This window comes from Sphingobacterium cavernae (assembly GCF_008520265.1).
GTDB lineage: Bacteria > Bacteroidota > Bacteroidia > Sphingobacteriales > Sphingobacteriaceae > Sphingobacterium > Sphingobacterium cavernae.
In genome coordinates this window covers 108,879-129,724 of sequence record NZ_VIQM01000065.1, presented here as the reverse complement: position 1 = coordinate 129,724, position 20,846 = coordinate 108,879, and the positions used below count along the sequence as shown (strand labels likewise).

The 20,846-nt window shown below is 37.1% G+C and carries 22 protein-coding genes; 21 read left to right on the top strand and 1 reads right to left on the bottom strand.

Translation table 11 applies throughout. The annotated features are described in order from the left end of the window. Positions 1-17 precede the first annotated feature (17 nt). Positions 18-1,271 (bottom strand): methionine adenosyltransferase, encoded by a 1,254-nt coding sequence (gene metK / locus FLS47_RS13030; RefSeq protein ID WP_149914804.1) that lies wholly within the window; start codon positions 1,269-1,271, stop codon positions 18-20. A 269-nt stretch (positions 1,272-1,540) separates the two neighbouring features. On the opposite strand from metK, the gene FLS47_RS13025 reads away from it, so the two are divergent. The 21 genes from FLS47_RS13025 to FLS47_RS12920 all read left to right on the top strand — a co-directional run bounded on the left by FLS47_RS13025 (position 1,541) and on the right by FLS47_RS12920 (position 20,828). Beyond that, positions 1,541-2,419 carry a diacylglycerol/lipid kinase family protein gene (locus FLS47_RS13025; RefSeq protein WP_149914803.1) on the top strand — a complete coding sequence of 293 codons (879 nt, stop codon included), beginning with the start codon at positions 1,541-1,543 and terminating at the stop codon, positions 2,417-2,419. A gap of 11 nt (positions 2,420-2,430) precedes the next feature. Next, positions 2,431-2,778, top strand: coding sequence for a translation initiation factor (locus tag FLS47_RS13020; protein WP_149914802.1), 348 nt, complete (start codon positions 2,431-2,433; stop codon positions 2,776-2,778). A 402-nt stretch (positions 2,779-3,180) separates the two neighbouring features. Continuing rightward, the gene (locus tag FLS47_RS13015; protein ID WP_149914801.1) at positions 3,181-4,011 is read left to right on the top strand and encodes a MotA/TolQ/ExbB proton channel family protein; all 831 of its coding nucleotides are present in this window, start codon (positions 3,181-3,183) and stop codon (positions 4,009-4,011) included. Positions 4,012-4,109: 98 nt separating this feature from the next. Next, positions 4,110-4,766 carry an ExbD/TolR family protein gene (locus FLS47_RS13010; RefSeq protein WP_149914800.1) on the top strand — a complete coding sequence of 219 codons (657 nt, stop codon included), beginning with the start codon at positions 4,110-4,112 and terminating at the stop codon, positions 4,764-4,766. A 13-nt stretch (positions 4,767-4,779) separates the two neighbouring features. Continuing rightward, complete coding sequence (locus FLS47_RS13005; RefSeq protein ID WP_149914799.1) at positions 4,780-5,340, top strand: ExbD/TolR family protein; 561 nt, start codon at positions 4,780-4,782, stop codon at positions 5,338-5,340. A 34-nt stretch (positions 5,341-5,374) separates the two neighbouring features. After that, entirely contained in the window at positions 5,375-6,256 is an 882-nt protein-coding gene (locus FLS47_RS13000) for an energy transducer TonB (protein WP_149914798.1), read from the top strand. Between the two features lie 290 nt (positions 6,257-6,546). After that, positions 6,547-7,455 carry a PstS family phosphate ABC transporter substrate-binding protein gene (locus FLS47_RS12990; RefSeq protein WP_149914797.1) on the top strand — a complete coding sequence of 303 codons (909 nt, stop codon included), beginning with the start codon at positions 6,547-6,549 and terminating at the stop codon, positions 7,453-7,455. Positions 7,456-7,480: 25 nt separating this feature from the next. Beyond that, on the top strand, positions 7,481-9,217 hold the full coding sequence (locus tag FLS47_RS12985) for a tetratricopeptide repeat protein (RefSeq protein ID WP_223225272.1): 1,737 nt from the start codon (positions 7,481-7,483) through the stop codon (positions 9,215-9,217). Positions 9,218-9,325: 108 nt separating this feature from the next. After that, a complete protein-coding gene (locus FLS47_RS12980; protein ID WP_149914796.1) occupies positions 9,326-9,706 on the top strand; it encodes an NADH-quinone oxidoreductase subunit A in 381 nt (126 codons plus the stop codon). Positions 9,707-9,797: 91 nt separating this feature from the next. Further along, a complete protein-coding gene (locus FLS47_RS12975; protein WP_149914795.1) occupies positions 9,798-10,352 on the top strand; it encodes an NADH-quinone oxidoreductase subunit B in 555 nt (184 codons plus the stop codon). Beyond that, positions 10,345-10,848 carry an NADH-quinone oxidoreductase subunit C gene (locus FLS47_RS12970; protein ID WP_149914794.1) on the top strand — a complete coding sequence of 168 codons (504 nt, stop codon included), beginning with the start codon at positions 10,345-10,347 and terminating at the stop codon, positions 10,846-10,848. The genes FLS47_RS12975 and FLS47_RS12970 overlap by 8 nt, the downstream gene beginning before the upstream one ends. Before the next feature lie 15 nt (positions 10,849-10,863). Continuing rightward, the gene (locus FLS47_RS12965) at positions 10,864-12,099 is read left to right on the top strand and encodes an NADH-quinone oxidoreductase subunit D (protein ID WP_188347431.1); all 1,236 of its coding nucleotides are present in this window, start codon (positions 10,864-10,866) and stop codon (positions 12,097-12,099) included. Further along, the gene (locus FLS47_RS12960; RefSeq protein WP_149914793.1) at positions 12,092-12,616 is read left to right on the top strand and encodes an NADH-quinone oxidoreductase subunit NuoE family protein; all 525 of its coding nucleotides are present in this window, start codon (positions 12,092-12,094) and stop codon (positions 12,614-12,616) included. Before FLS47_RS12965 ends, FLS47_RS12960 begins: the two co-directional genes overlap by 8 nt. Before the next feature lie 5 nt (positions 12,617-12,621). Further along, a complete protein-coding gene (nuoF, locus tag FLS47_RS12955) occupies positions 12,622-13,977 on the top strand; it encodes an NADH-quinone oxidoreductase subunit NuoF (protein WP_149914792.1) in 1,356 nt (451 codons plus the stop codon). An 18-nt stretch (positions 13,978-13,995) separates the two neighbouring features. Beyond that, positions 13,996-15,012, top strand: coding sequence for a 2Fe-2S iron-sulfur cluster-binding protein (locus FLS47_RS12950; RefSeq protein ID WP_149914791.1), 1,017 nt, complete (start codon positions 13,996-13,998; stop codon positions 15,010-15,012). Between the two features lie 6 nt (positions 15,013-15,018). After that, on the top strand, positions 15,019-16,059 hold the full coding sequence (nuoH, locus tag FLS47_RS12945) for an NADH-quinone oxidoreductase subunit NuoH (protein WP_149914790.1): 1,041 nt from the start codon (positions 15,019-15,021) through the stop codon (positions 16,057-16,059). Positions 16,060-16,067: 8 nt separating this feature from the next. Further along, on the top strand, positions 16,068-16,586 hold the full coding sequence (locus FLS47_RS12940) for a NuoI/complex I 23 kDa subunit family protein (RefSeq protein ID WP_149914789.1): 519 nt from the start codon (positions 16,068-16,070) through the stop codon (positions 16,584-16,586). A gap of 5 nt (positions 16,587-16,591) precedes the next feature. Next, positions 16,592-17,089 (top strand): NADH-quinone oxidoreductase subunit J family protein, encoded by a 498-nt coding sequence (locus FLS47_RS12935; protein ID WP_149914788.1) that lies wholly within the window; start codon positions 16,592-16,594, stop codon positions 17,087-17,089. Next, positions 17,089-17,418 carry an NADH-quinone oxidoreductase subunit NuoK gene (gene nuoK / locus FLS47_RS12930; RefSeq protein ID WP_149914787.1) on the top strand — a complete coding sequence of 110 codons (330 nt, stop codon included), beginning with the start codon at positions 17,089-17,091 and terminating at the stop codon, positions 17,416-17,418. Before FLS47_RS12935 ends, nuoK begins: the two co-directional genes overlap by 1 nt. 20 nt (positions 17,419-17,438) lie before the next feature. Further along, positions 17,439-19,358 carry an NADH-quinone oxidoreductase subunit L gene (nuoL, locus tag FLS47_RS12925; RefSeq protein ID WP_149914786.1) on the top strand — a complete coding sequence of 640 codons (1,920 nt, stop codon included), beginning with the start codon at positions 17,439-17,441 and terminating at the stop codon, positions 19,356-19,358. A gap of 24 nt (positions 19,359-19,382) precedes the next feature. Continuing rightward, positions 19,383-20,828 (top strand): complex I subunit 4 family protein, encoded by a 1,446-nt coding sequence (locus FLS47_RS12920; protein WP_149914785.1) that lies wholly within the window; start codon positions 19,383-19,385, stop codon positions 20,826-20,828. Positions 20,829-20,846 lie beyond the last annotated feature (18 nt).

Here is a 20,846-nt window from a genome sequence, read left to right as displayed (position 1 = left end):
AAATTCCGCCTTTAGTTTTAAATATTGAATGCTTCTTTTATTTTATCGACGTAGTCTAATTTTTCCCAAGTGAATAATTCCACTTCAAGCGTTTTAGTTTCGCCATTTGTATTATCAAAAGTTTTTGTTACAGTTTTATTCGTTCTACCCATGTGACCATAAGCTGCGGTCTCTGAATAGATAGGATTACGTAGGCCCAAACGAGTTTCGATTCCGTAAGGTGTCATATCGAATAATTCGGTAATTTTTTGCGCTATCTCTCCATCTGTAGCATTTACTTTGCTTGAGCCATATGTATTTACATAAATACCCATTGGATCTTTTACACCAATAGCATAAGAGATTTGAACTAAAATTTCGTCAGCTACACCAGCCGCTACTAAATTTTTAGCAATATGACGTGTCGCATAAGCTGCTGAACGGTCTACTTTCGAAGGATCTTTTCCAGAGAATGCACCACCGCCGTGTGCGCCTTTGCCACCATAAGTATCAACTATGATTTTACGACCTGTCAAACCCGTATCTCCGTGAGGACCACCAATTACAAATTTACCTGTAGGATTGATATGGAATTTGATATTGTCGGTGAATAAAGCTTGCAATTCTGGTTTCAACTGCGCTTTTACACGAGGAATCAAAATATTTTTGATGTCTTCAGTGATTTTAACCAACATATTCGGTTCGGTATCAAAATCGTCGTGTTGTGTAGAGATGACGATTGTATCGATACGTTGCGGTTTGTGATCATCGCTATATTCAAGCGTTACTTGAGATTTTGCGTCAGGACGCAAATATGTGATTTCATTATTTTCACGTCTCAAATCAGCTAATTCATACAATAAACGGTGTGATAAGTCCAATGCCAATGGCATGTAATTTTCAGTTTCGTTGCTCGCATAACCAAACATGATACCTTGATCACCAGCACCTTGCTCTTGCTTGCTTTTACGGTCTACGCCTTGATTAATATCAGCAGATTGTTCATGGATGGCAGATAAAACACCACACGAATTTGCCTCAAACATATATTCAGACTTTGTATAGCCTATTTTTTCAATAACAGAACGCGTAATTTTTTGTACGTCAAGATAAATTTTGGATTTTACTTCACCAGCTAATACAACTTGTCCTGTTGTAACTAAAGTTTCTATTGCTACACGCGAATCTTCGTCCCAAGCTAAGAAATTGTCGATTAATGCATCAGAAATTTGGTCGGCAATTTTGTCAGGATGACCTTCAGATACAGATTCGGATGTAAATAAGTATGCCATAGTTTAATTTTTTTAAAACATTAAAAAGTGGAGGTGCTATCGAAAAGATAGAAGTGGGAAAAACGTAATATTAGAATGGTTTTTAGCACTTTTTTTTCGTGGTTGCAATCTCCGTTTTTACTTAAGATTTGTAAAATGCAAATCAGTCCACATTTATATTGGTTGCAAAGTTACAACTCTTTTATTACTATCACAATAAATGGGCCTGATTATATTAATTTTTATAGCTAGTGAATTTGGTTTATATTTACTCCGGTTGATATTAGTTTATGCAAGAACAGAAGAAGATACTTTTCGTTATTAATCCTATTTCGGGAGGCAAGAAAAAGACTGCTTTTAATAAAAAAGTCTTAGAGGCGTTGGATATGCAAAAGTTTAAGCCAACTTTCCAACAAACCACCAAACCAAATCATGCATTTGAATTGGGCAAAATGGCAATTGAGGAAGGATATGACGCAGTAGTAGCAGTTGGAGGTGATGGCACTATTAATGAATTAGGTTCCGCACTCGCGGGATCAGATATTCCTATGGGGATTATTCCTGAAGGATCAGGTAATGGATTAGCCCTGTATTTGGGTATCCCGATGAACGAGACAGCCGCAATCAAAAGATTAAATCGTTTCGAAACAGTAGAAGTTGATTGTGGTGTTATCAATGATAAGCCTTTCTTTAATATTGCCGGTCTAGGATTTGATGCATCGGTTTCTGATCGCTTTGCGAATGATTCTATACGTGGTCCTATAGGTTATTTGAAATCAGCTATTAATGTGATTAGCAATTATAAACCTTGCAAATATGAGCTGGCTATAGATGGTCAGATATATGAACGTGAGGCATTTATGATTTCTGTGGCTAACTCGCCACAATATGGTAATAATGCATACATTGCGCCAAACGCCTCTGTTAATGATGGTTTATTGGATGTTTGTATTGTGCACAAATTTCCCCTTTATATTTTGCCTATGATGGTTTTTCACCTATTTAATAGGTCAGCGGATCAGTCTGAATACGTAGAAATCATTCCAGGTAAAGACATCGTCATCAAACGGAAGGAAGATGGGCCAATTCATGTCGACGGAGAACCAATTACTTTGGTAGGTGACCTGGAAATCAAAGTAAGGCAAAACGCATTAAAAATTATTTGTTAAGGAAGATACAGATGGCAAAGCAGAAAAAGCAAAGATTTGAAGGGGTAGTTTACTCCACGGACTCGAATTTTGATTATGAATCTGAGGAAGAAGAAATCATAGAAACGCTTCCACCAAGGCAACAAAAGCTAAAAGTATTGTTGGATAAAAAAGCTAGAAAAGGTAAAGTAGTTACAATTATCGATGGTTTTATCGGACAAGATGAAGATTTGCAAAATTTAGCTAAAACCTTAAAACAGAAGTGTGGCGTAGGTGGAAGTGCCAAAGATGGAGAAATATTGATACAAGGAGATTTCAAGCAGAAGATATTTGAGCTTTTGAAAAGTCTTGACTATCAAGTAAAACTTGTAGGCGGTTAGATAATAATATCTTCTTTAAATCGTTTATATAAAGATTGTTAAGATGTGCTATCGATTGATAAACGCATTTTTTGCATTTTCCTTAGTGAGTGTTTGGTTACTTATTTTTTGTTGTTAACCATTTATTAATTTGGATATGCAAAAAAAAATGGTTTTTATTGCATAATATTCTGTAGATGGGTTGACGATTATTTTCTGCGTAAGAATAGGATTACCGCGCTGACCGTTCTTATCATAACTCATAAAAAGGATAACAAAAAACAATTTGAAAAAATTTGAATTTTATATCAAAATAGTATATTTGTTTTGACTAGCGTCAAAATGATGTCAATAATTTTGCATTATTTCAATAGAATTAAACATAATAATTAAACAACAGTAAAAATCTAAAAATTAGTAAAAATGGCAAACGCACCAAAAACTACTAGCCCAGCAAAACAAGAAAGTGGCAATTCAGGTAATTTATTTGCGAGTTTAGCAATCGTTATTTGTTTCATTATTGGATACCTTGTATGGCAATTTGTGATGGGTAATCCTTCAAACTTTATTGATGGCGATCCTGCAAATCAACCTTTACCAGGCAACTACGCGGGTATGGTTTACCATGCTGGTGTTGTCGTACCTATCCTACTTGGATTATTCTTAATGGTGTTTGTTTTCTCAATCGAGCGTTTCATCGTTATCGGTAAAGCATCTGGCACAGGCAACGTAGGTAACTTCGTAAGAAAAGTACAATCGTTATTAAAAACTGGAAACATTGATTCAGCTATCGCTGAGTGTGACAAACAAAAAGGTTCTGTAGCGAACGTAATCAAAGCTGGTTTATTAAAATACAAAGATGTTGAAGCTAATCCAGGCTTAGATGCTGAAAAATCAGCGTTAGCAATTCAAAAAGAAATCGAAGAAACTACAGCATTAGAAATGCCAATGTTAGAGAAAAACTTAAACGTATTAGCTACATTAGTTTCTATCGGTACATTAACAGGTCTATTAGGTACAGTAACAGGTATGATCAAGGCCTTCTCAGCATTAGCAACAGGTGGTGCGCCAGATTCAGCTAAATTAGCGAATGGTATCTCTGAGGCCCTAATTAATACAGCTACAGGTATTGCATGTTCTACTTTTGCAATTGTATTCTACAATATCTTGACTGCTAAAATTGACAAATTAACTTATTCTATCGACGAGGCTGGTTTCTCAATCGTACAAACATACGCTGCAAACCACAAATAAGATGTGCTAAAAATATTTCAACTTTTTTTATGGAAAGTGAAATAGTAAAGCATCATTAGATAAAGAATAGAGTTGTTAATATATTAATAGGTAAAGAAATGGGTAAAGCAAAAGTAAAAAGAGCCAGTACATCCATCGACATGACGGCGATGTGTGACGTGTCTTTCTTGCTTCTTACATTCTTCGTTCTTACAGCAACTGCTAGAACTCCTGAAACCTTGACGGTTGATACGGCACCCTCATATTCACAAGCAAAATTGCCAGATGGTAATTTAGCAGTTATTACAGTAGGAGATGAAGGTAAAGTGTTCTTCAGTATGAGTGATCCTAATGTACGTGTTCAGACATTGCAACAAATGGCTAGTATCTACGGGATGGAGTTCTCACCAGAAGAGTACGGTAAGTTCAAAAATCTTGAGGATTTTGGTGTAAACATGAAAACAATGAAAACATTGTTGGCAGCAGATCAATCAGCAAGAACGGCAGATAGACAAAGCGGAATCCCTGTAGACTCAACACAAAACCTTTCGAATGAATTGTTTTCATGGGTTAAGCAGGCTCGTATAGCTTCAGCTAAGATTCTAAAGGACAAAGCAATTGAAGATGGTAAAGATCCTGATGATATTGAATTGTTAACAGTAGCAATTAAGTCTGATGCAAATGAGAAATTTCCAAGTTTGAATTTGATAATTGAGACATTACGTAATCAGAAACAAAATAAGTTCAGTTTCGTTACTGGCCTTAAAGCTGATTAATAATAATATTTAAATGGCAGAATTAAATCAAGACTCCGGTAAAAAGGGTAAAGGTGGAAAAGTAAGAGCCAAGAAAAATGGTGGTAAGGTCGATCTTACAGCTATGGTAGATTTGGCGTTCTTATTGATTACATTCTTTATGTTAACGACATCCTTGAATAAGCCACAAGCTATGGACGTAGCGATGCCAGATAAAAACCCAGAAACAGATGTGAATACGGATGTTGATGTGGATGAGCATCGTAGTGTAACCCTAGTATTAGGGTCTGACGACAAGCTAGTATGGTATCAAGGTGATGTTAAAAAACCTCTTCAGGGTCCTACAGTAATTGATTATAATGCAGAAGATGGTCTTCGTAGCGTATTAATGAGAATGCAAAAGCTTGTTCCGCAACAAGCTGGAGGTAAGGACATTATCGTTGTTATCCGTCCGAGTGAAAAATCAGTTACACGCAACATTATTGATGCGTTGGATGAAATGAAGATTGTAGATATAAAACGTTACATGATATCTAACCGTATCATGAGCGAAGAAATTGAGCTATTGAAAAAAGAAAACTTATATAACGATTAATTTGTTATATAGATTCTCATAAACTAATAACAATATGTTTGAAAAATTAAATATATTTAAAAGTGAGTGGCTTGATGTTGTCTTCGAGAACAGGAACAAAGCTTACGGTGCTTATGAGCTACGTAAGTTAGGTCCAAAAGCAACAAACACTGCATTAGCAATTGTTGTTGCTGTGGTAACAGTATTCAGTTTGCCTAAAGCTTTAAATTTAGATCTATTTTCAGGTGATGATGGACCTAAAGAAGAAGTGGCATTTACAGAAGAAGTTACACTAGAGGACTTGGCTGAACAACTTCCACCGGAAGAAGAAAAGCCAGTTGTTCAAGAAGAAGCACCAAAGATTGCAGAATCTAAGCCCGCTCTAGACGTTGTAGCTCTTCCTGAGATTAAGCCTGTTCCTAAGGAAAAGGCTGTGACAGAAGAGGTAGCAACTGTAGAAGAAGCTACAGATAAGAAAAAACTTATCGGTCCAGTAGCGATGAAAGGTATGAAGGGTGGTAGTATCACGACTGAAGGTAAATGGGGTACAAAAGATGTAGCTGGTGCTGCAACTGGTAGTACTAAAGGTGTCGAAGGTGGTACAGGTACTGGAGAAGAAATTTTCCAATCTGTTGAGATTCAGCCAGAACCGCCGGGTGGATTGAATGCTTTCCGTAAATGGATCGGAGACAACTACCAATATCCACAATCAGCTATCGATGCAGGTGTGAAAGGAACTGTACAGGTTACTTTCGTTGTAGAAAAAGATGGATCTTTGACAGATATTAAAGTCCCTCGTGATTTATCATACGGTACAGGTCAAGCTGCGATCAATGTATTGAAGAAAGCTAAAAAATGGAGCCCAGGTATTCAGAATGGTCGTCCAGTACGTGTAGCTTATTCGTTACCAATCCGTTTGGACTTAACAAATATGTAATGAGTGAAAATTCAGAAATGAATACGAACAAATTTAGACAGAAATCGCCAACAAAGCGATTTCTGTCTATTTTAGGCCTATGCATGTTTTTGTTTTATTTCATAATAGGCTTATTGATAATCTTTTGGAAAGATTTTCCGATTGAAATCGATAAAACATACAAGAATATGTTTGGAATATTACTTATTGTATATTCTTTCATGCGCTTTGCGCGCCTATGGCAAAATAATTTTATACGTTAAATAATGTTAAGGATTAATCTTTTTAATCTGTATTAAATCATATTGGTAATGAATTTGTTCTATAAAATTATATATGTATTTTCAGCTTTTCTTTTCCTTATCTCTTGTGTAGAGAATAAAGAAAAGAAGAACAAAACGGATGATATATTATCTGGTGAAATTGCAGTTTTGGTAGATGAGTCATTGATGCCAATAGCTGTAGAACAAAAAGAGGTCTTTGAAAGTTCTTATTATAACGCGAAAATCAACTTGATAGGTAAACCTGAGGTTCAAGCTGTAAATGATTTAATAAAAGGTGAAAGTGGGATATTGATCTTATCTAGAGAATTGACGGAGGAAGAAAAGAAATCATTTGATCAACGCTCAATTACCCCGAGGATTTATCCATTTGCATACGACGCTGTAGTGCTGGTCGGTAGTTCAGATATTGATTCAACTATTGCAACGCAAGATATTATTGATTTAATGGCTGGCCGAAACGCAACAGGTAAAAAGTTGGTAATAGATAATCCAAATTCAAGTTTGGTTCGTTATTTTAGAGAATTGGGCAAGTTGGATAAAATCGCAAATACCTATTTAGAAGTAAAAGGTAATGCAACAGAAATTTTAAACACTGTCGCTGGTAATGAAAAGCAAATCGGATTATTGAGTTTTAATCAGTATTTATCTTTGCAAAGATCTTTTACAGAAAAAGATAAAATTCGTATCTTGAGCGTGTTAAATGACACTTTGGAGACTCCCAAATATGTGAAACCTTCACAGGCTTCATTATCAACTGGAGAATATCCATTACGTAGAGAAGTGAAGGTGTTGAATTATCAACCAAATATGGGTTTGGGAATGGGTTTTTCGGCATTTGTAACTGGAGATAGAGGACAGCGAATTGTTTTGAAATCAGGATTGCTTCCTGCGAAGATGCCAGGACGTGAAATTATTATAAGAGATAATATTAATTAGTAAATAACTAAGAAACATAAATAGAATGATGACAAAAAGTAAATTGTTTTTGAGTTTATTAGCAGCAGGCGCTTTAGCAAGCACTGCTAGTGCTCAAAGTTTAAAAGATGCGAAAGCAGCGATTGATGCAGAGCAATACGATAAAGCTAAAGGTATCTTACAAAATTTAGTTGCGAAAAAACCTAAAGATGGTCTTAATCACTTCTACTTAGGTCAGGTATACTTGGTTAATGAAAAGTTAGATTCAGCAGCATTAGCATTTAATAATGGATTAACAAATGCTCCAAAAGAAGCGTTAAATAATGTTGGTTTAGGTATTGTTGATTTACAAAAAAATAACGTATCTGCTGCAGAACAAAAGTTTACACAAGCAACTTCTGCATTGGGTAAAAAAGATTATTTACCACTATATTACATTGGTAAAGCTTACGTAGAAGCACCTAAACCTGATTATGCTAAGGCAGTAGATTATTTATCTCAAGCTAAAGCTAAAAATGCTAAGGATGCATTAATCCCAGTGTCGTTAGGAGATGCATATTTAGGATTAGGCGAAAATAGTCAATCATATATCAGCTACCGTGATGCATTGAATATCGATCCAAATTTAGTAAAAGCTAAAGTACAACAAGCGTTAATTACTCGTCGTGCATTTGCATTCGATGCAGCTTTAGAATCATATAATTCGATTGCAGCAGAATACCCAACGTATGGTCCTGTTTATCGTGAGATTGCGGAGACCGAATTGCAAATTGCCAAACGTTTACCAGATAATACGGATGAAGAAAAGGCAGCATACGAGGCGCAAGTTGCTAAAGCTGTAGATAGCTATAAAAAATATTTGGAAGTTACAGGTGATAAATCATCAGATGCTTTAGTTCGTTATGCAGATTTCTTGGTATTTGGTCAAAAATATGATGAGTTAAAAACCGTAGCTCTTCAGTTGGAAAATGTACCAGGTGTTGATGCTAAAGTATACCGTTATTTGGGATTGATCTCTATCAACCAAGATAAAGATGCAGCTAAAGCAGTAGGATATTTTGATAAATTATTTGCTAACGCTGAAGAAAGCCGCTTAATTGCTATTGATTATTTGTTCGGTGGTTTTGCAAATATTGAAGCTGGTGATAAAGCTAAAGGTCTTCAGTATTTAGGAAAAGCTTTAGAATTGGACAAAGAATTAATCAATGAGGTTGATGGCTACGGTAGAAATGCGTTTAATGCATCAAACTTTGAAGCTGCTGCAGCCATCTTCAATGTGCCAGCATCTCAAAAGGGAGAGCCTTGGTATTACGAAGCTAATTACTTAGTAGGTGATGCTAACTTCCGTGCAGGTAATAAGAAAAAAGAAGCTGGAGAAGATGCAACTAAAGAATTTAATGATGCAATCAAGGCTTTAGATGTGGTAATTAATTCTACAGATTCAGCAGCTGCTGAATATAAAATTCCTGCATTATACATTAAAGGATATAGTAACTATAATTTAGATGTAATCGATCCAGAACAACCAGAATTGCACAAAGGTTTATACTTAGAATCTTTTAATCAGTTAGCTAAAATTCTTACAGATAAACAAGCTGCTGGTGAGCAATTAACTGAAGATGATGTTGTTAAGTTAACTGATGTTTACAACGTAATCGGATATTACTATATCTTAAAAGAAGATTATAAACAAGCAGGTGATTTATTTAAGAAAGCGATTGCGCTATCTCCAAATGATGAAGTTGCGACACAATATTTAGAAGCGTTGAAAGACGTATTGTAAGATTTTTAATATTTTCTTTTAAAAGGGCAAACTGAATTCAGTTTGCCCTTTTATTTTTTAATAAAAGTTCTATATTTGTTTCATACAACTAAGAACTAAACTTTTATTATGGAAAATTTGCAAGGTCAGAATCTGCCTGTTGATTATTTGCCGATACTAATTCAATTAATTGTTGCTGCAGGTTTTGGAATAACAACAATTATTGGTACTCACCTAATAGGTCCAAAAGTGCGTACAGAAAGCAAACTAACTGCTTTTGAATCTGGAGTAGAAGTTGTAGGTAACGCAAGACAACCCTTTTCAATTAAATATTTCCTTGTTGCTATATTGTTTGTAATTTTCGACGTGGAGGTAATCTTCATGTATCCTTGGGCTGTGAATTTTAGGGAATTTGGATTTCAAGGTTTAATCGAGATGTTTATTTTCATGGGTATGCTATTATTAGGCTTCATCTATGTAATTAAGAAAAAAGCACTTAATTGGGATTAAGAAAGATTCTAAATAACATTCCTTTATTCAATTTAAGGAATATAAATATTAAATTGAGAACTGTATAAACCGAGGAAAGAATAACTGTATTATGAGCAAGATCACCTTAGCGGAGGCGCCTCCAGGAGTGGAAGGAGCCGGATTTTTTGCCACTACTTTAGATAAAGCGATTGGATTAGCTCGAGCAAATTCCTTATGGCCATTACCCTTTGCCACTTCTTGTTGTGGGATTGAGTTTATGGCGACAATGGGTTCGACTTATGATTTAGCGAGATTTGGTGCCGAGCGACCAAGTTTTTCGCCTCGTCAAGCGGATATGCTTTTGGTAATGGGGACTATAGCGAAAAAAATGGCTCCAGTATTGAAGCAGGTGTATTTGCAAATGGCAGAGCCTCGTTGGGTTATTGCAGTAGGAGCCTGTGCTTCTAGTGGTGGAATTTTTGATACATATTCGGTATTGCAGGGAATAGATGAAATAATTCCTGTAGATGTATATGTGCCGGGATGCCCACCGAGACCAGAAGCGATCCTAGATGGTGTGTTAAAATTGCAAGACATCGTTAAAAACGAGTCGTTGAACAGAAGAAATACCCCTGAATACAAGGCATTGTTGGAAAAATATGGAATAGTAACAGACAATGGATAGATTAACCAACCAATATATAGTAGAAAATTTAAGTGAGAAGTTTGGTGAAACATTGGAAATCATTGGCGAGCCGCATGGACTTTTGACTATTTCTACATCTGCAGAATCTATTATTGAAGTGCTTTCTTATTTAAAAAATGAGGAATCATTTAGATTCAATTATCTGACAGATATTACAGCTGTGCATTATCCTAATCAGGCGCAGCCTTTTGCTGTGGTTTATCATCTTCATAATCTTTTTCAAAATTTTCGAATTCGTATAAAGGTGTTTTTGGAAGGAAAAAATCCTACTATTCCAACTGCAACGACATTATGGAATGGTGCTAATTGGATGGAAAGGGAGACATATGATTTCTATGGAATAATATTCGAAGGTCATCCAGATTTACGTCGAATACTTAACATGGATGAATTGGAAGTATTTCCGATGCGCAAAGAATACCCATTGGAAGATCCGAATAAAGTGGATAAGAAAGATTTTTATTTTGGCCGATAACTTGAATTTACGTAGATGAGCAATCCGATTACCAAAATATCACCGAATAAACCTGTTTTTGAGGATAACGATCCACAAGACGAATTAATCACCCTAAATATAGGTCCTACGCACCCTGCTACTCATGGTGTATTCCAGAATGTGGTGCAAATTGATGGGGAGCGTATTGTCAGTGGAGTTTCAACAATAGGTTATATCCATCGTGCTTTTGAAAAGATAGCCGAGCGCCGTCCTTTTTATCAAATTACGCCATTAACTGACCGTCTTAATTATTGCTCTTCTCCAATTAATAATATGGGTTGGCATATGACGGTAGAAAAGCTTTTGGACATAGAAATTCCTAAGCGAGTACAGTATATGCGTGTGATTGTGATGGAATTGGCGCGTATAGCTGATCACATTATTTGCAATGGTATTTTGGGGGTGGATACAGGTGCATTTTCAGGATTCTTGTATGTCATGCAGGAGCGTGAATTTATCTACGAGATTTATGAAGAAATCTGTGGCGCACGTCTGACGACAAATATTGGTCGAATTGGTGGTTTCGAAAGAGATTTTAATAATGTTGCCTTTAAGAAAATAGAGGAGTTCTTGGAAAGATTTCCTCCAGTATTGAGTGAGTTTGAGGAATTATTTGTTCGAAATAGAATATTTATAGAACGAACTGCTGGTGTAGCCGCTGTTACTCCCGAAGAGGCTTTAGATTACAGTTGGTCTGGTCCGATTCTAAGAGCTACGGGTGTTGATTATGATGTGCGTATCGTGTCCCCATATTGCTCCTATGATGAATTTGACTTTGAAGTTCCGGTAGGAACTAACGGAGACGTGTATGATCGTTTTATGGTTCGTAACGCGGAGATGCGCGAGTCTTTAAAGATAATCAGACAAGCATTAGACAAGATAGCGAAAGAACCAGTTGGTGTATTCCATGCGGATGTTCCAGAGTTTTATCTTCCACCTAAAGAACAAGTCTACAATAATATGGAGGCACTTATTTACCATTTCAAGATTGTAATGGGTGAATGGGAGACTCCAAAATCCGAAGTGTATCATTCGGTAGAAGGTGCTAACGGTGAGTTGGGATTTTATTTAATCCATGATGGCGGTCGTACGCCATATAGACTTCACTTTAGAAGACCTTCATTTATCAATTATCAAATGTTTGCACCGATGAGTGCAGGTATGTTGATTTCGGATGCAATTTTAAACATGAGTAGTTTAAACATAATAGCTGGAGAATTAGATGCTTAGTGTACAAGAAAACCTTCCTGTAGAATTTTCTACCTCACTTTTAGCCAAGTTTGAGGAGGTGGTGAGTCGTTATCCTGCAGGTAAGCAGAAGTCTGCATTGCTGCCAATACTACATTTAGTGCAAGCTGAATATGGCTGGCTAAGTACTGATGCAATGGACAAAGTCGCTGCTTTTTTGCAGATTCAGCCTATTGAAGTATATGAAGTAGCGACTTTTTATACCATGTATTTTTTAAAGCCCCAAGGAAAGTTTGCGTTAGAAGTATGTCGAACAGGACCTTGTTGCTTGGTTGGAGCAGAAAAAATCATGGATCACATCGAGCAACGTTTGGGTGTAAAAGAAGGGGAAGTAACAGCAGATGGATTGTTTTCATGGCGTGGTGTTGAATGTTTGGCTGCTTGTGGTTACGGACCGGTATTACAAATTGGTCCAGAATATACTTTTTATGAGAATTTAACGGAAGATAGTGTCGATAAATTAATCGAGACGTTACGTAATAAAGCTAAAGAGGCATAATCAAGATGGGGCGTAAATTATTATTAGAGCATATAAATGAGCCGGGAATCAACACTTTTGCCGTATATCGTCAAAAGGGGGGATACCGAGCTGTAGAAAAAGCTTTGAAAACAATGTCGTCGGATGATGTTGTCGAAGAGGTTAAGAAGTCTGGATTGCGTGGTCGTGGTGGGGCAGGCTTCCCAACAGGAATGAAATGGAGCTTTTTGGCTAAGCCAGAAGGTGTTCCACGTTATTTGGTGTGTAATGCGGATGAATCAGAGCCAGGAACATTCAAAGACCGTTACTTGATGACGCATATTCCACACGCTTTGGTGGAAGGCATGATTGTGTCGAGTTATGCCTTAGGTGCGCATACTTCGTATATCTATGTGCGTGGTGAGATGATGCCTCAAATTCGCATTCTCGAGAAAGCTATTGAAGAAGCTAAAGCAGCCGGATTTTTAGGTAATAATATTTTAGGTACTGGATACAATTTAGAAATATACGTGCAGCCAGGTGGTGGAGCATACATCTGTGGAGAAGAAACCGCTTTATTGGAATCATTAGAAGGCAAACGTGGCAATCCGCGTATTAAACCACCATTTCCTGCGATAGCAGGTTTATATGGTTGTCCTACCGTGGTGAATAATGTTGAATCCATAGCTGCAGTGGTGCCGATTGTGAATGATGGTGGTGAAGAGTATGCTAAAATTGGTATTGAGCGTAGTACAGGAACGAAATTGATTTCGGCTTCGGGTAATATCAATAAACCGGGTGTGTATGAAATCGAATTAGGTGTACCTGTAGAAGAGTTTATTTATTCGGATGAATATTGTGGTGGTATTGCCAATGGTAAAAGGCTGAAAGCTTTAGTAGCTGGAGGTTCTTCAGTTCCGATTCTACCAGCAAATTTAATTACGAAAACAGCAGCAGGCAATCCGCGTTTGATGACTTATGAGTCATTAGCCGATGGCGGATTCCAAACAGGATCAATGATGGGGTCTGGTGGTTTTATTGTTTTCGACGAAGATCAATGTATAGTACGCAATACTTGGAATTTCGCCAGATTCTATCATCATGAGAGTTGTGGACAATGTTCTCCATGTCGTGAAGGAACGGGCTGGATGGAAAAAGTTTTGCATAAAATAGAATATGGTCACGGGACCATGGAAGATATAGACTTGTTGTGGGATATTCAACGTAAGATCGAAGGAAATACAATTTGTCCATTGGGTGACGCTGCGGCATGGCCTGTTGCGGCAGCAATTAGACATTTTCGTGATGAATTTGAATGGCATGTGTTGAATCCACAAGAATCGCAGACACGTAATTATGGTTTGGCGCATTACGCTGATCCTTTGGAAACCATAGTTCAATAGATATTAGAAGCAGATACGATGGCAGACGAAGTTGTAAATTTTAAAGTCACAATAGATGGTATTCCGGTAGAAGTCGCTCCGGGAACAACGATATTGAATGCTGCACGTCAGATTGGAGGTGATATTGTACCTCCTGCGATGTGTTATTATTCTAAGCTAGAAGGTTCTGGAGGAAAATGCCGTACATGTTTAGTTAAAGTTTCTAAAGGTTCGGAGAAAGATCCTCGTCCGATGCCAAAGCTTGTCGCTTCGTGCCGTACAACTGTAATGGATGGTATGGAAGTGCAAAATATCACATCACCAGAAGTAGAAGAAGCGCGTAAAGGTGTGGTTGAAATTCTTTTAATAAATCATCCTTTGGATTGTCCTATTTGTGATCAAGCTGGTGAGTGTAAGTTGCAGGATTTGGGTTATGAGCACGGTTCCGAAGGCACACGTTATGAGTTTGAACGTCGTACATTCGAGCGTGTAGATTTAGGTGATAAGATTCAATTGCATATGAATCGTTGTATCCTATGTTACCGTTGTGTATATGTTGCTAATCAATTGACAGAAAAGCGTGAGCATGGCATCCTGTACCGTGGCGATCATTCTGAAATAACAACGCACATTGAAAAAGCTTTAGACCACGATTTTATTGGAAATGTGATTGATGTTTGTCCAGTAGGGGCATTGACAGATAAAACTTTCCGTTTTAAAAATAGAGTTTGGTTTACAAAACCAGTTGATGCGCATCGTGATTGCCCAACTTGTTCGGGTAAAGTAACGCTTTGGTACAAAGGGGAAGAGGTGTTGCGTGTAACAGGTCGTAAGGATGAATTTGGTGAAGTAGAAGATTTTATCTGTAATACTTGTCGCTTTGATACGAAGAACACATCGGATTGGGTGCTAGAACATCCTACTGATGTGGAAAAAGAATCGGTGATTGGTGCTAACCACTATGAGCAATTTCATCTTCCAGCAGTAATTAAAGAGGATGAAAAATTGAAACTTGCAAATGCGGAGCAATTGCAAAGAACAGAACGTTTAAAATAATTTTCGATGGAAGTCGCTTTTATATTAGAGAAACTTATACTTGTAGTCATTGTATTCACCGTTACTTTGGTGATAGCGATGTATTCTACACTTGCTGAACGTAAGATTGCGGGCTTCATGCAAGATCGTCATGGTCCAGATCGCGCGGGTATTTTTGGGATTTTACAACCACTGTGTGATGGTGGTAAATTCTTTTTCAAAGAAGAAATAATTCCTGCTGGCGCGCACAAAAGCTTATTTATTTTAGGACCTGTCATTGCGATTATAACAGCTTGTATCAGTTCGGCTGTGATACCTTGGGGACAAAATTTGGTTATCGATGGTAGGAGCATTCCACTGCAAGTGGCTGATGTCAATATCGGCGTATTATACGTTTTTGGTGTAATTGCATTGGGTGTCTATGGTATTATGCTTGGTGGATGGGCTTCGAATAACAAGTTCTCGTTGATGGGTGCTATTCGTGCCGCATCACAAAGTATTTCGTACGAAATTGGGATGGGTTTGTCCTTGATCGCTTTATTGATGGTGACAGGTTCACTTCAATTGGGTGAAATTGTTGCACAACAATCAGGTTTTGTAAACTGGAATGTTTTTGTGCAACCGTTGGGCTTTTTAATCTTTATAACTTGTGCATTTGCAGAGTGTAATCGTGTTCCTTTTGACTTACCAGAATGTGAAACCGAATTGGTTGGTGGTTACCATACTGAATATTCTTCCATGAAATTGGGTCTTTACATGTTTTCGGAATACATCAATATGTTCGTGTCATCAGCATTGATGGCGGCATTGTATTTCGGAGGTTACAATTTCCCGTTCATGTATGATTTAGGTTTGTCCGAAAACTGGATAACTATAATAGGTGTACTTGTCTTTTTCTTAAAAATATTTGGTTTCATATTTTTCTTCATGTGGATTCGTTGGACATTACCACGCTTCCGTTATGACCAATTGATGAATTTGGGCTGGAAAATATTGATTCCATTGGCTATTGCCAATATCGTATTGACAGGTGTGATAACATTAATTAAAGATACTTACTTTCAATAAGTCGGGATATGCAATCATTAACTAATCGAAAAAAAGTCATCGAGCAAAAGCCAATGAATATATGGGAACGCATGTATTTGCCGGCTATTGTGAAAGGACTCTCTATAACTATACGACATTTTTTCAAGAAGATACCTACTATAAAATATCCTGAAGAAATAAGACCATATTCAAAAAACTTTAGAGGACAGCATTCTTTGAAGCGTGATGAGCAAGGTAGAGAGCGTTGTACAGCGTGTGGATTGTGCGCATTATCTTGCCCTGCTGAAGCTATTACGATGACAGCAGCAGAACGCACAAAGGATGAAAAGCACTTATACCGTGAGGAGAAATACGCAGCAGTATATGAAATCAATATGTTGCGTTGTATATTCTGTGGATTGTGTGAAGAAGCGTGTCCAAAAGAAGCTATTTATTTGGATGGGCCACATGTGACAGCGGATTATTTGCGTAAGGATTTTATTTATGGTAAAGATAAGTTGGTCGAACCAAAATTTGATATTACAAAACTTAATGTAAACGGATAAGCATAATGGGTATATTTTATTTTGTAGCATTTTTGTCCATTTTCTTTGCGTTGATGACCATCTTCACAAAGAATCCAGTACATAGTGTGCTCTATTTAGTTATTACGTTTTTCACGTTTACGATTCACTATATCTTATTGAATGCACAGTTTTTGGCTGTTGTGAATTTTATCGTATACATGGGAGCCATTATGGTTTTATTCCTATTTGTATTGATGTTGCTGAATCTCAATAAAGATACGGAACCCATGAAATCCACCGTTGTGAAAGTGATGGGTGCAATTGCAGGAATGTGTCTGTTGGCGACTTTCTTAGGTGCATTTCGTGTGTTGGAAGGTCAAACAGAATTTGTAACGGGCAATACGGATGTGGGATTGGTAAAAAACTTAGGAAAAGTTTTATTTGATGAGTTTTTGTTGCCATTTGAATTGTCCTCCATACTGCTCTTGACAGCGATGGTTGGAGCCATATTATTAGCTAAAAAAGAAACGAAACAAGGATAATGGGAGATATTATTCAAAATATACAAGGCATTCCCTTAAATCATTATTTGATTTTCTGTAGTGTGATATTTGCTATTGGTGTAATAGGTGTGTTGATTCGTCGTAATGTGATAATCATTATGATGTCGATAGAATTGATGTTGAACTCTGTGAACTTATTGTTGGCTGCGTTTTCAGCTTATTATGGCGATGCAAGTGGTCAAGTGTTTGTGTTTTTCGTTATGGCTTTAGCGGCTGCAGAAGTTGCAGTCGGGTTGGCTATTGTTATTATGGTTTACAGAAATACAAAATCTGTAGATATAGAGTCGTTGAGTAAATTACGTTGGTAAAAGAGTAAAACCTAAATTATATGATGGAACTAATCTGGCTGATACCGTTGATACCTTTATTAGGTTTTATAATTAATGGACTAGGGCAGTATAATTTTTCGAAATTCGTAGTAGGTTTAGTGGGATGTGGTGCTGTGTTAGGCTCCTTCTTATTAAGCTGCATACTATTTTTACAAGTGTTTCAAGCACGCAGTGCAGGTGAAGATGGGACTACAGTGTTTCACTTGTTTGAGTGGATTTCTGTGGGTGGATTTAATCTAAGTTTTTCATTCTTGCTTGATCCTTTAAGTGCGATAATGCTTCTTATTGTAACAGGGATTGGTTTTTTGATTCATTTGTATTCCTATAGTTATATGTATGAGGATGAGTCTTTCGGTAGATTCTTCTCGTATTTAAACTTGTTTATCTTCTTCATGCTTTTATTGGTATTGGGTTCAAATTACCTAATAATGTTTATAGGATGGGAAGGAGTAGGGCTTTGTTCGTATTTGTTAATAGGATTTTGGTATAAAAATTCATCATACGCAAGCGCGGCAAAGAAAGCTTTTGTAATGAATAGAATTGGTGATTTAGGTTTCTTAATTGCTGTATTTGCTATTATTGCCACTTTTGGAACATTAGAATATGCTGATGTATTTGCTCAAGCTTCTCAATTTCCAATTGGAGATGCGACTTTACTATTGATTACTTTGTTGCTGTTTATCGCTGCAACGGGTAAGTCAGCGCAGATTCCATTGTTTACGTGGTTGCCTGATGCGATGGCAGGACCTACGCCAGTTTCGGCGTTGATTCACGCTGCTACGATGGTAACAGCGGGTATCTACATGATTATCCGTTCGAATATTTTGTTTACATTATCGCCTTTGACTATGCAAATTATTGCAGGTATAGGTGTGGCGACAGCGTTGATTGCAGCTTTTATTGCGGTAACGCAAAATGATATTAAGAAGGTGTTGGCATACTCAACAGTTTCGCAATTAGGCTATATGTTTTTGGGTTTGGGTGTTGGTGCATTCACAGGAGCGTTTTTTCATGTAATGACACACGCCTTTTTCAAAGCATTATTATTCTTGGGAGCGGGTTCGGTAATTCACACCATGCACCATGAGCAGGATATGCGCAAGATGGGTGGTTTGAGGAAACATTTACCTATCACATATGTGACAATGCTGTTAGGAACCATTGCAATCGCAGGTATTCCTCCGCTGTCTGGGTTTTTCTCCAAAGACGAAATTTTGGCATTTACATTTGAATCTAGTCCGTTTCTATGGGGATTGGGATTTGTAGGGGCATTATTTACGGCTTTTTATATGTTTAGAATGTTGTTTCTGACATTCTTTGGCAAATTTAGAGGCACACACGAGCAAGAACATCACTTGCATGAGTCACCAGCACAAATGACTATTCCATTGATTATTTTGGCAATTCTCTCTGTATTAGGTGGTATAATAAATATTCCATCTGCTTTAGGAGGCGGTCATTGGTTAGCTAATTTCTTAAGTCCAATATTTGCTTACAGCAATTCACGCGTACCAGAAGTTCATTTGGATCACAATACAGAATATGTTCTAATGGCGGTATCAGCTGTTGCAGCGATAGTGATGGCAGTGTTGGCGTATCAAAAATACGTGAAGAAGGCTGATGTACCTCAAGCTGATGGTGTAGCGCAAGGGACATTATATAAATTGTCTTACAATAAATTTTATGTTGACGAATTGTATAATGCTTTGTTTGTAAAACCGTTGAACGCATTATCCAAAGTATTTTATAAAGTCGTTGACAAATCTGCTATAGATGGTGTTGTACATGGTGTAGCTGATTTTATCAGTGCTTCAGGACGTGGTATTCGTCAATTACAAAGTGGTTATGTCGGGTTTTATATCTTTATGATTGTGCTCGGTGTAGCGGCGATTATGCTGTATGGTCTTATGAATATTTAATAGATTTGAAATAGAAGATAATCAATGAATAACCTTTTTATACTGCTATTACTACCTGTTGCAAGTGCTATTTTGTTGGCATTCGCAAAGTCATCTTCCACTGCAAAGTGGATTGCGCTAGTATTGTCTCTCGTTCAAGTTGTATTAACGATTCCTTTCTTATGTACTTTTGTGCCAGACGCATCGGTACAGTTTGAGCAAACATTCGATTGGATTTCAAGTTTGAATATTCGTTTTCATATTGGTTTAGACGGAATTAGTTTGCCGTTGGTCTTATTAACAAATGGACTTTTTCCTTTAATTATACTATCGACATTTAACAAAGAATATAAACACAGTTTTTATGCGCTTGCGAGCTTTATGCAAGCAGGATTATTGTTGGTATTTACGGCGCTTGATGCCTTTACGTTTTATGTAGGCTGGGAAGCAGCATTGATTCCAATTTATTTTATCTGTGCACTGTGGGGAGATGGGGATCGGATTAAAGTCAACTTGAAATTTTTTATATACACTTTCTTCGGAAGTTTATTGATGTTGATTGCGATTCTTTATTTAGGTCAACAAACACCAAATAAAGATTACGAATGGAGTTCTTTTGTTGCATTAGATTTGAGTGAATATGCGCAACGTTGGTTATTTTGGGCTTTCTTCATCGCTTTCGCCATAAAGATTCCTGTTTTTCCTTTCCATACTTGGCAACCGGATACGTATACAAATGCGCCTACAGCAGGTACAATGTTGTTAGCAGGTATCATGTTAAAGATGGGAACCTATGGTGTTATTCGCTGGTTGATTCCAATTGTTCCGTTTGGGACGAGTGCTTACGGCACAATTGCTTTGGTACTATGTATTATTGGTATCGTCTATGCTTCAATCATTGCTTTCAAGCAGCAAAATGCTAAGCGCCTTATTGCGTATTCTTCTATTGCTCACGTGGGTTTGATTACAGCAGGTATTTTTGCATGGAATCAGGAAGGGCTACAGGGAGCACTATTACAAATGGTAAATCATGGTATTAGTGTAATCGGACTATTCTTAGTTTTAGATATTATCAAATCGCGCACGGGCACTATTACATTAAGTGAATTAGGGGGGCTTGCGTATAATATGCCAAAACTGGCTATTTTCTTTGTTATCATCATGATGGGCGCAGTAGGATTGCCATTGACCAATGGTTTTATTGGCGAATTCTTGTTGTTAAAATCATTATATAATATAAATATTTGGTACACTGCATTTGCAGGTCTTACATTGATTTTTGGAGCTGTGTATATGTTGCGATTATTCCAAAAAACGATGTTGGGGTCTTTAGATAGCAATTACGTAAAAGTAAAAGACGCAAGAGGTGCAGAAGTGCTTGTATTGCTGATCGTTAGTGCGTTGGTAATTGCTTTAGGTGTATTTCCGAATAGCCTATTGAAATTGTCAGAAGCATCGGTAGCACAATTAATTCAGTCAGTAAAAATTTAAAATAAGTCAAATACACAA

Bases quoted from the DNA above. Each gene is read 5' to 3' on its own strand.
- metK (WP_149914804.1), bottom strand. From the start codon at position 1,271: ATGGCATACTTATTTACATCCGAATCTGTATCTGAAGGTCATCCTGAC.
- FLS47_RS13025 (WP_149914803.1), top strand. From the start codon at position 1,541: ATGCAAGAACAGAAGAAGATACTTTTCGTTATTAATCCTATTTCGGGA.
- FLS47_RS13020 (WP_149914802.1), top strand. From the start codon at position 2,431: ATGGCAAAGCAGAAAAAGCAAAGATTTGAAGGGGTAGTTTACTCCACG.
- FLS47_RS13015 (WP_149914801.1), top strand. From the start codon at position 3,181: ATGGCAAACGCACCAAAAACTACTAGCCCAGCAAAACAAGAAAGTGGC.
- FLS47_RS13010 (WP_149914800.1), top strand. From the start codon at position 4,110: ATGGGTAAAGCAAAAGTAAAAAGAGCCAGTACATCCATCGACATGACG.
- FLS47_RS13005 (WP_149914799.1), top strand. From the start codon at position 4,780: ATGGCAGAATTAAATCAAGACTCCGGTAAAAAGGGTAAAGGTGGAAAA.
- FLS47_RS13000 (WP_149914798.1), top strand. From the start codon at position 5,375: ATGTTTGAAAAATTAAATATATTTAAAAGTGAGTGGCTTGATGTTGTC.
- FLS47_RS12990 (WP_149914797.1), top strand. From the start codon at position 6,547: ATGAATTTGTTCTATAAAATTATATATGTATTTTCAGCTTTTCTTTTC.
- FLS47_RS12985 (WP_223225272.1), top strand. From the start codon at position 7,481: ATGATGACAAAAAGTAAATTGTTTTTGAGTTTATTAGCAGCAGGCGCT.
- FLS47_RS12980 (WP_149914796.1), top strand. From the start codon at position 9,326: ATGGAAAATTTGCAAGGTCAGAATCTGCCTGTTGATTATTTGCCGATA.
- FLS47_RS12975 (WP_149914795.1), top strand. From the start codon at position 9,798: ATGAGCAAGATCACCTTAGCGGAGGCGCCTCCAGGAGTGGAAGGAGCC.
- FLS47_RS12970 (WP_149914794.1), top strand. From the start codon at position 10,345: ATGGATAGATTAACCAACCAATATATAGTAGAAAATTTAAGTGAGAAG.
- FLS47_RS12965 (WP_188347431.1), top strand. From the start codon at position 10,864: ATGAGCAATCCGATTACCAAAATATCACCGAATAAACCTGTTTTTGAG.
- FLS47_RS12960 (WP_149914793.1), top strand. From the start codon at position 12,092: ATGCTTAGTGTACAAGAAAACCTTCCTGTAGAATTTTCTACCTCACTT.
- nuoF (WP_149914792.1), top strand. From the start codon at position 12,622: ATGGGGCGTAAATTATTATTAGAGCATATAAATGAGCCGGGAATCAAC.
- FLS47_RS12950 (WP_149914791.1), top strand. From the start codon at position 13,996: ATGGCAGACGAAGTTGTAAATTTTAAAGTCACAATAGATGGTATTCCG.
- nuoH (WP_149914790.1), top strand. From the start codon at position 15,019: ATGGAAGTCGCTTTTATATTAGAGAAACTTATACTTGTAGTCATTGTA.
- FLS47_RS12940 (WP_149914789.1), top strand. From the start codon at position 16,068: ATGCAATCATTAACTAATCGAAAAAAAGTCATCGAGCAAAAGCCAATG.
- FLS47_RS12935 (WP_149914788.1), top strand. From the start codon at position 16,592: ATGGGTATATTTTATTTTGTAGCATTTTTGTCCATTTTCTTTGCGTTG.
- nuoK (WP_149914787.1), top strand. From the start codon at position 17,089: ATGGGAGATATTATTCAAAATATACAAGGCATTCCCTTAAATCATTAT.
- nuoL (WP_149914786.1), top strand. From the start codon at position 17,439: ATGATGGAACTAATCTGGCTGATACCGTTGATACCTTTATTAGGTTTT.
- FLS47_RS12920 (WP_149914785.1), top strand. From the start codon at position 19,383: ATGAATAACCTTTTTATACTGCTATTACTACCTGTTGCAAGTGCTATT.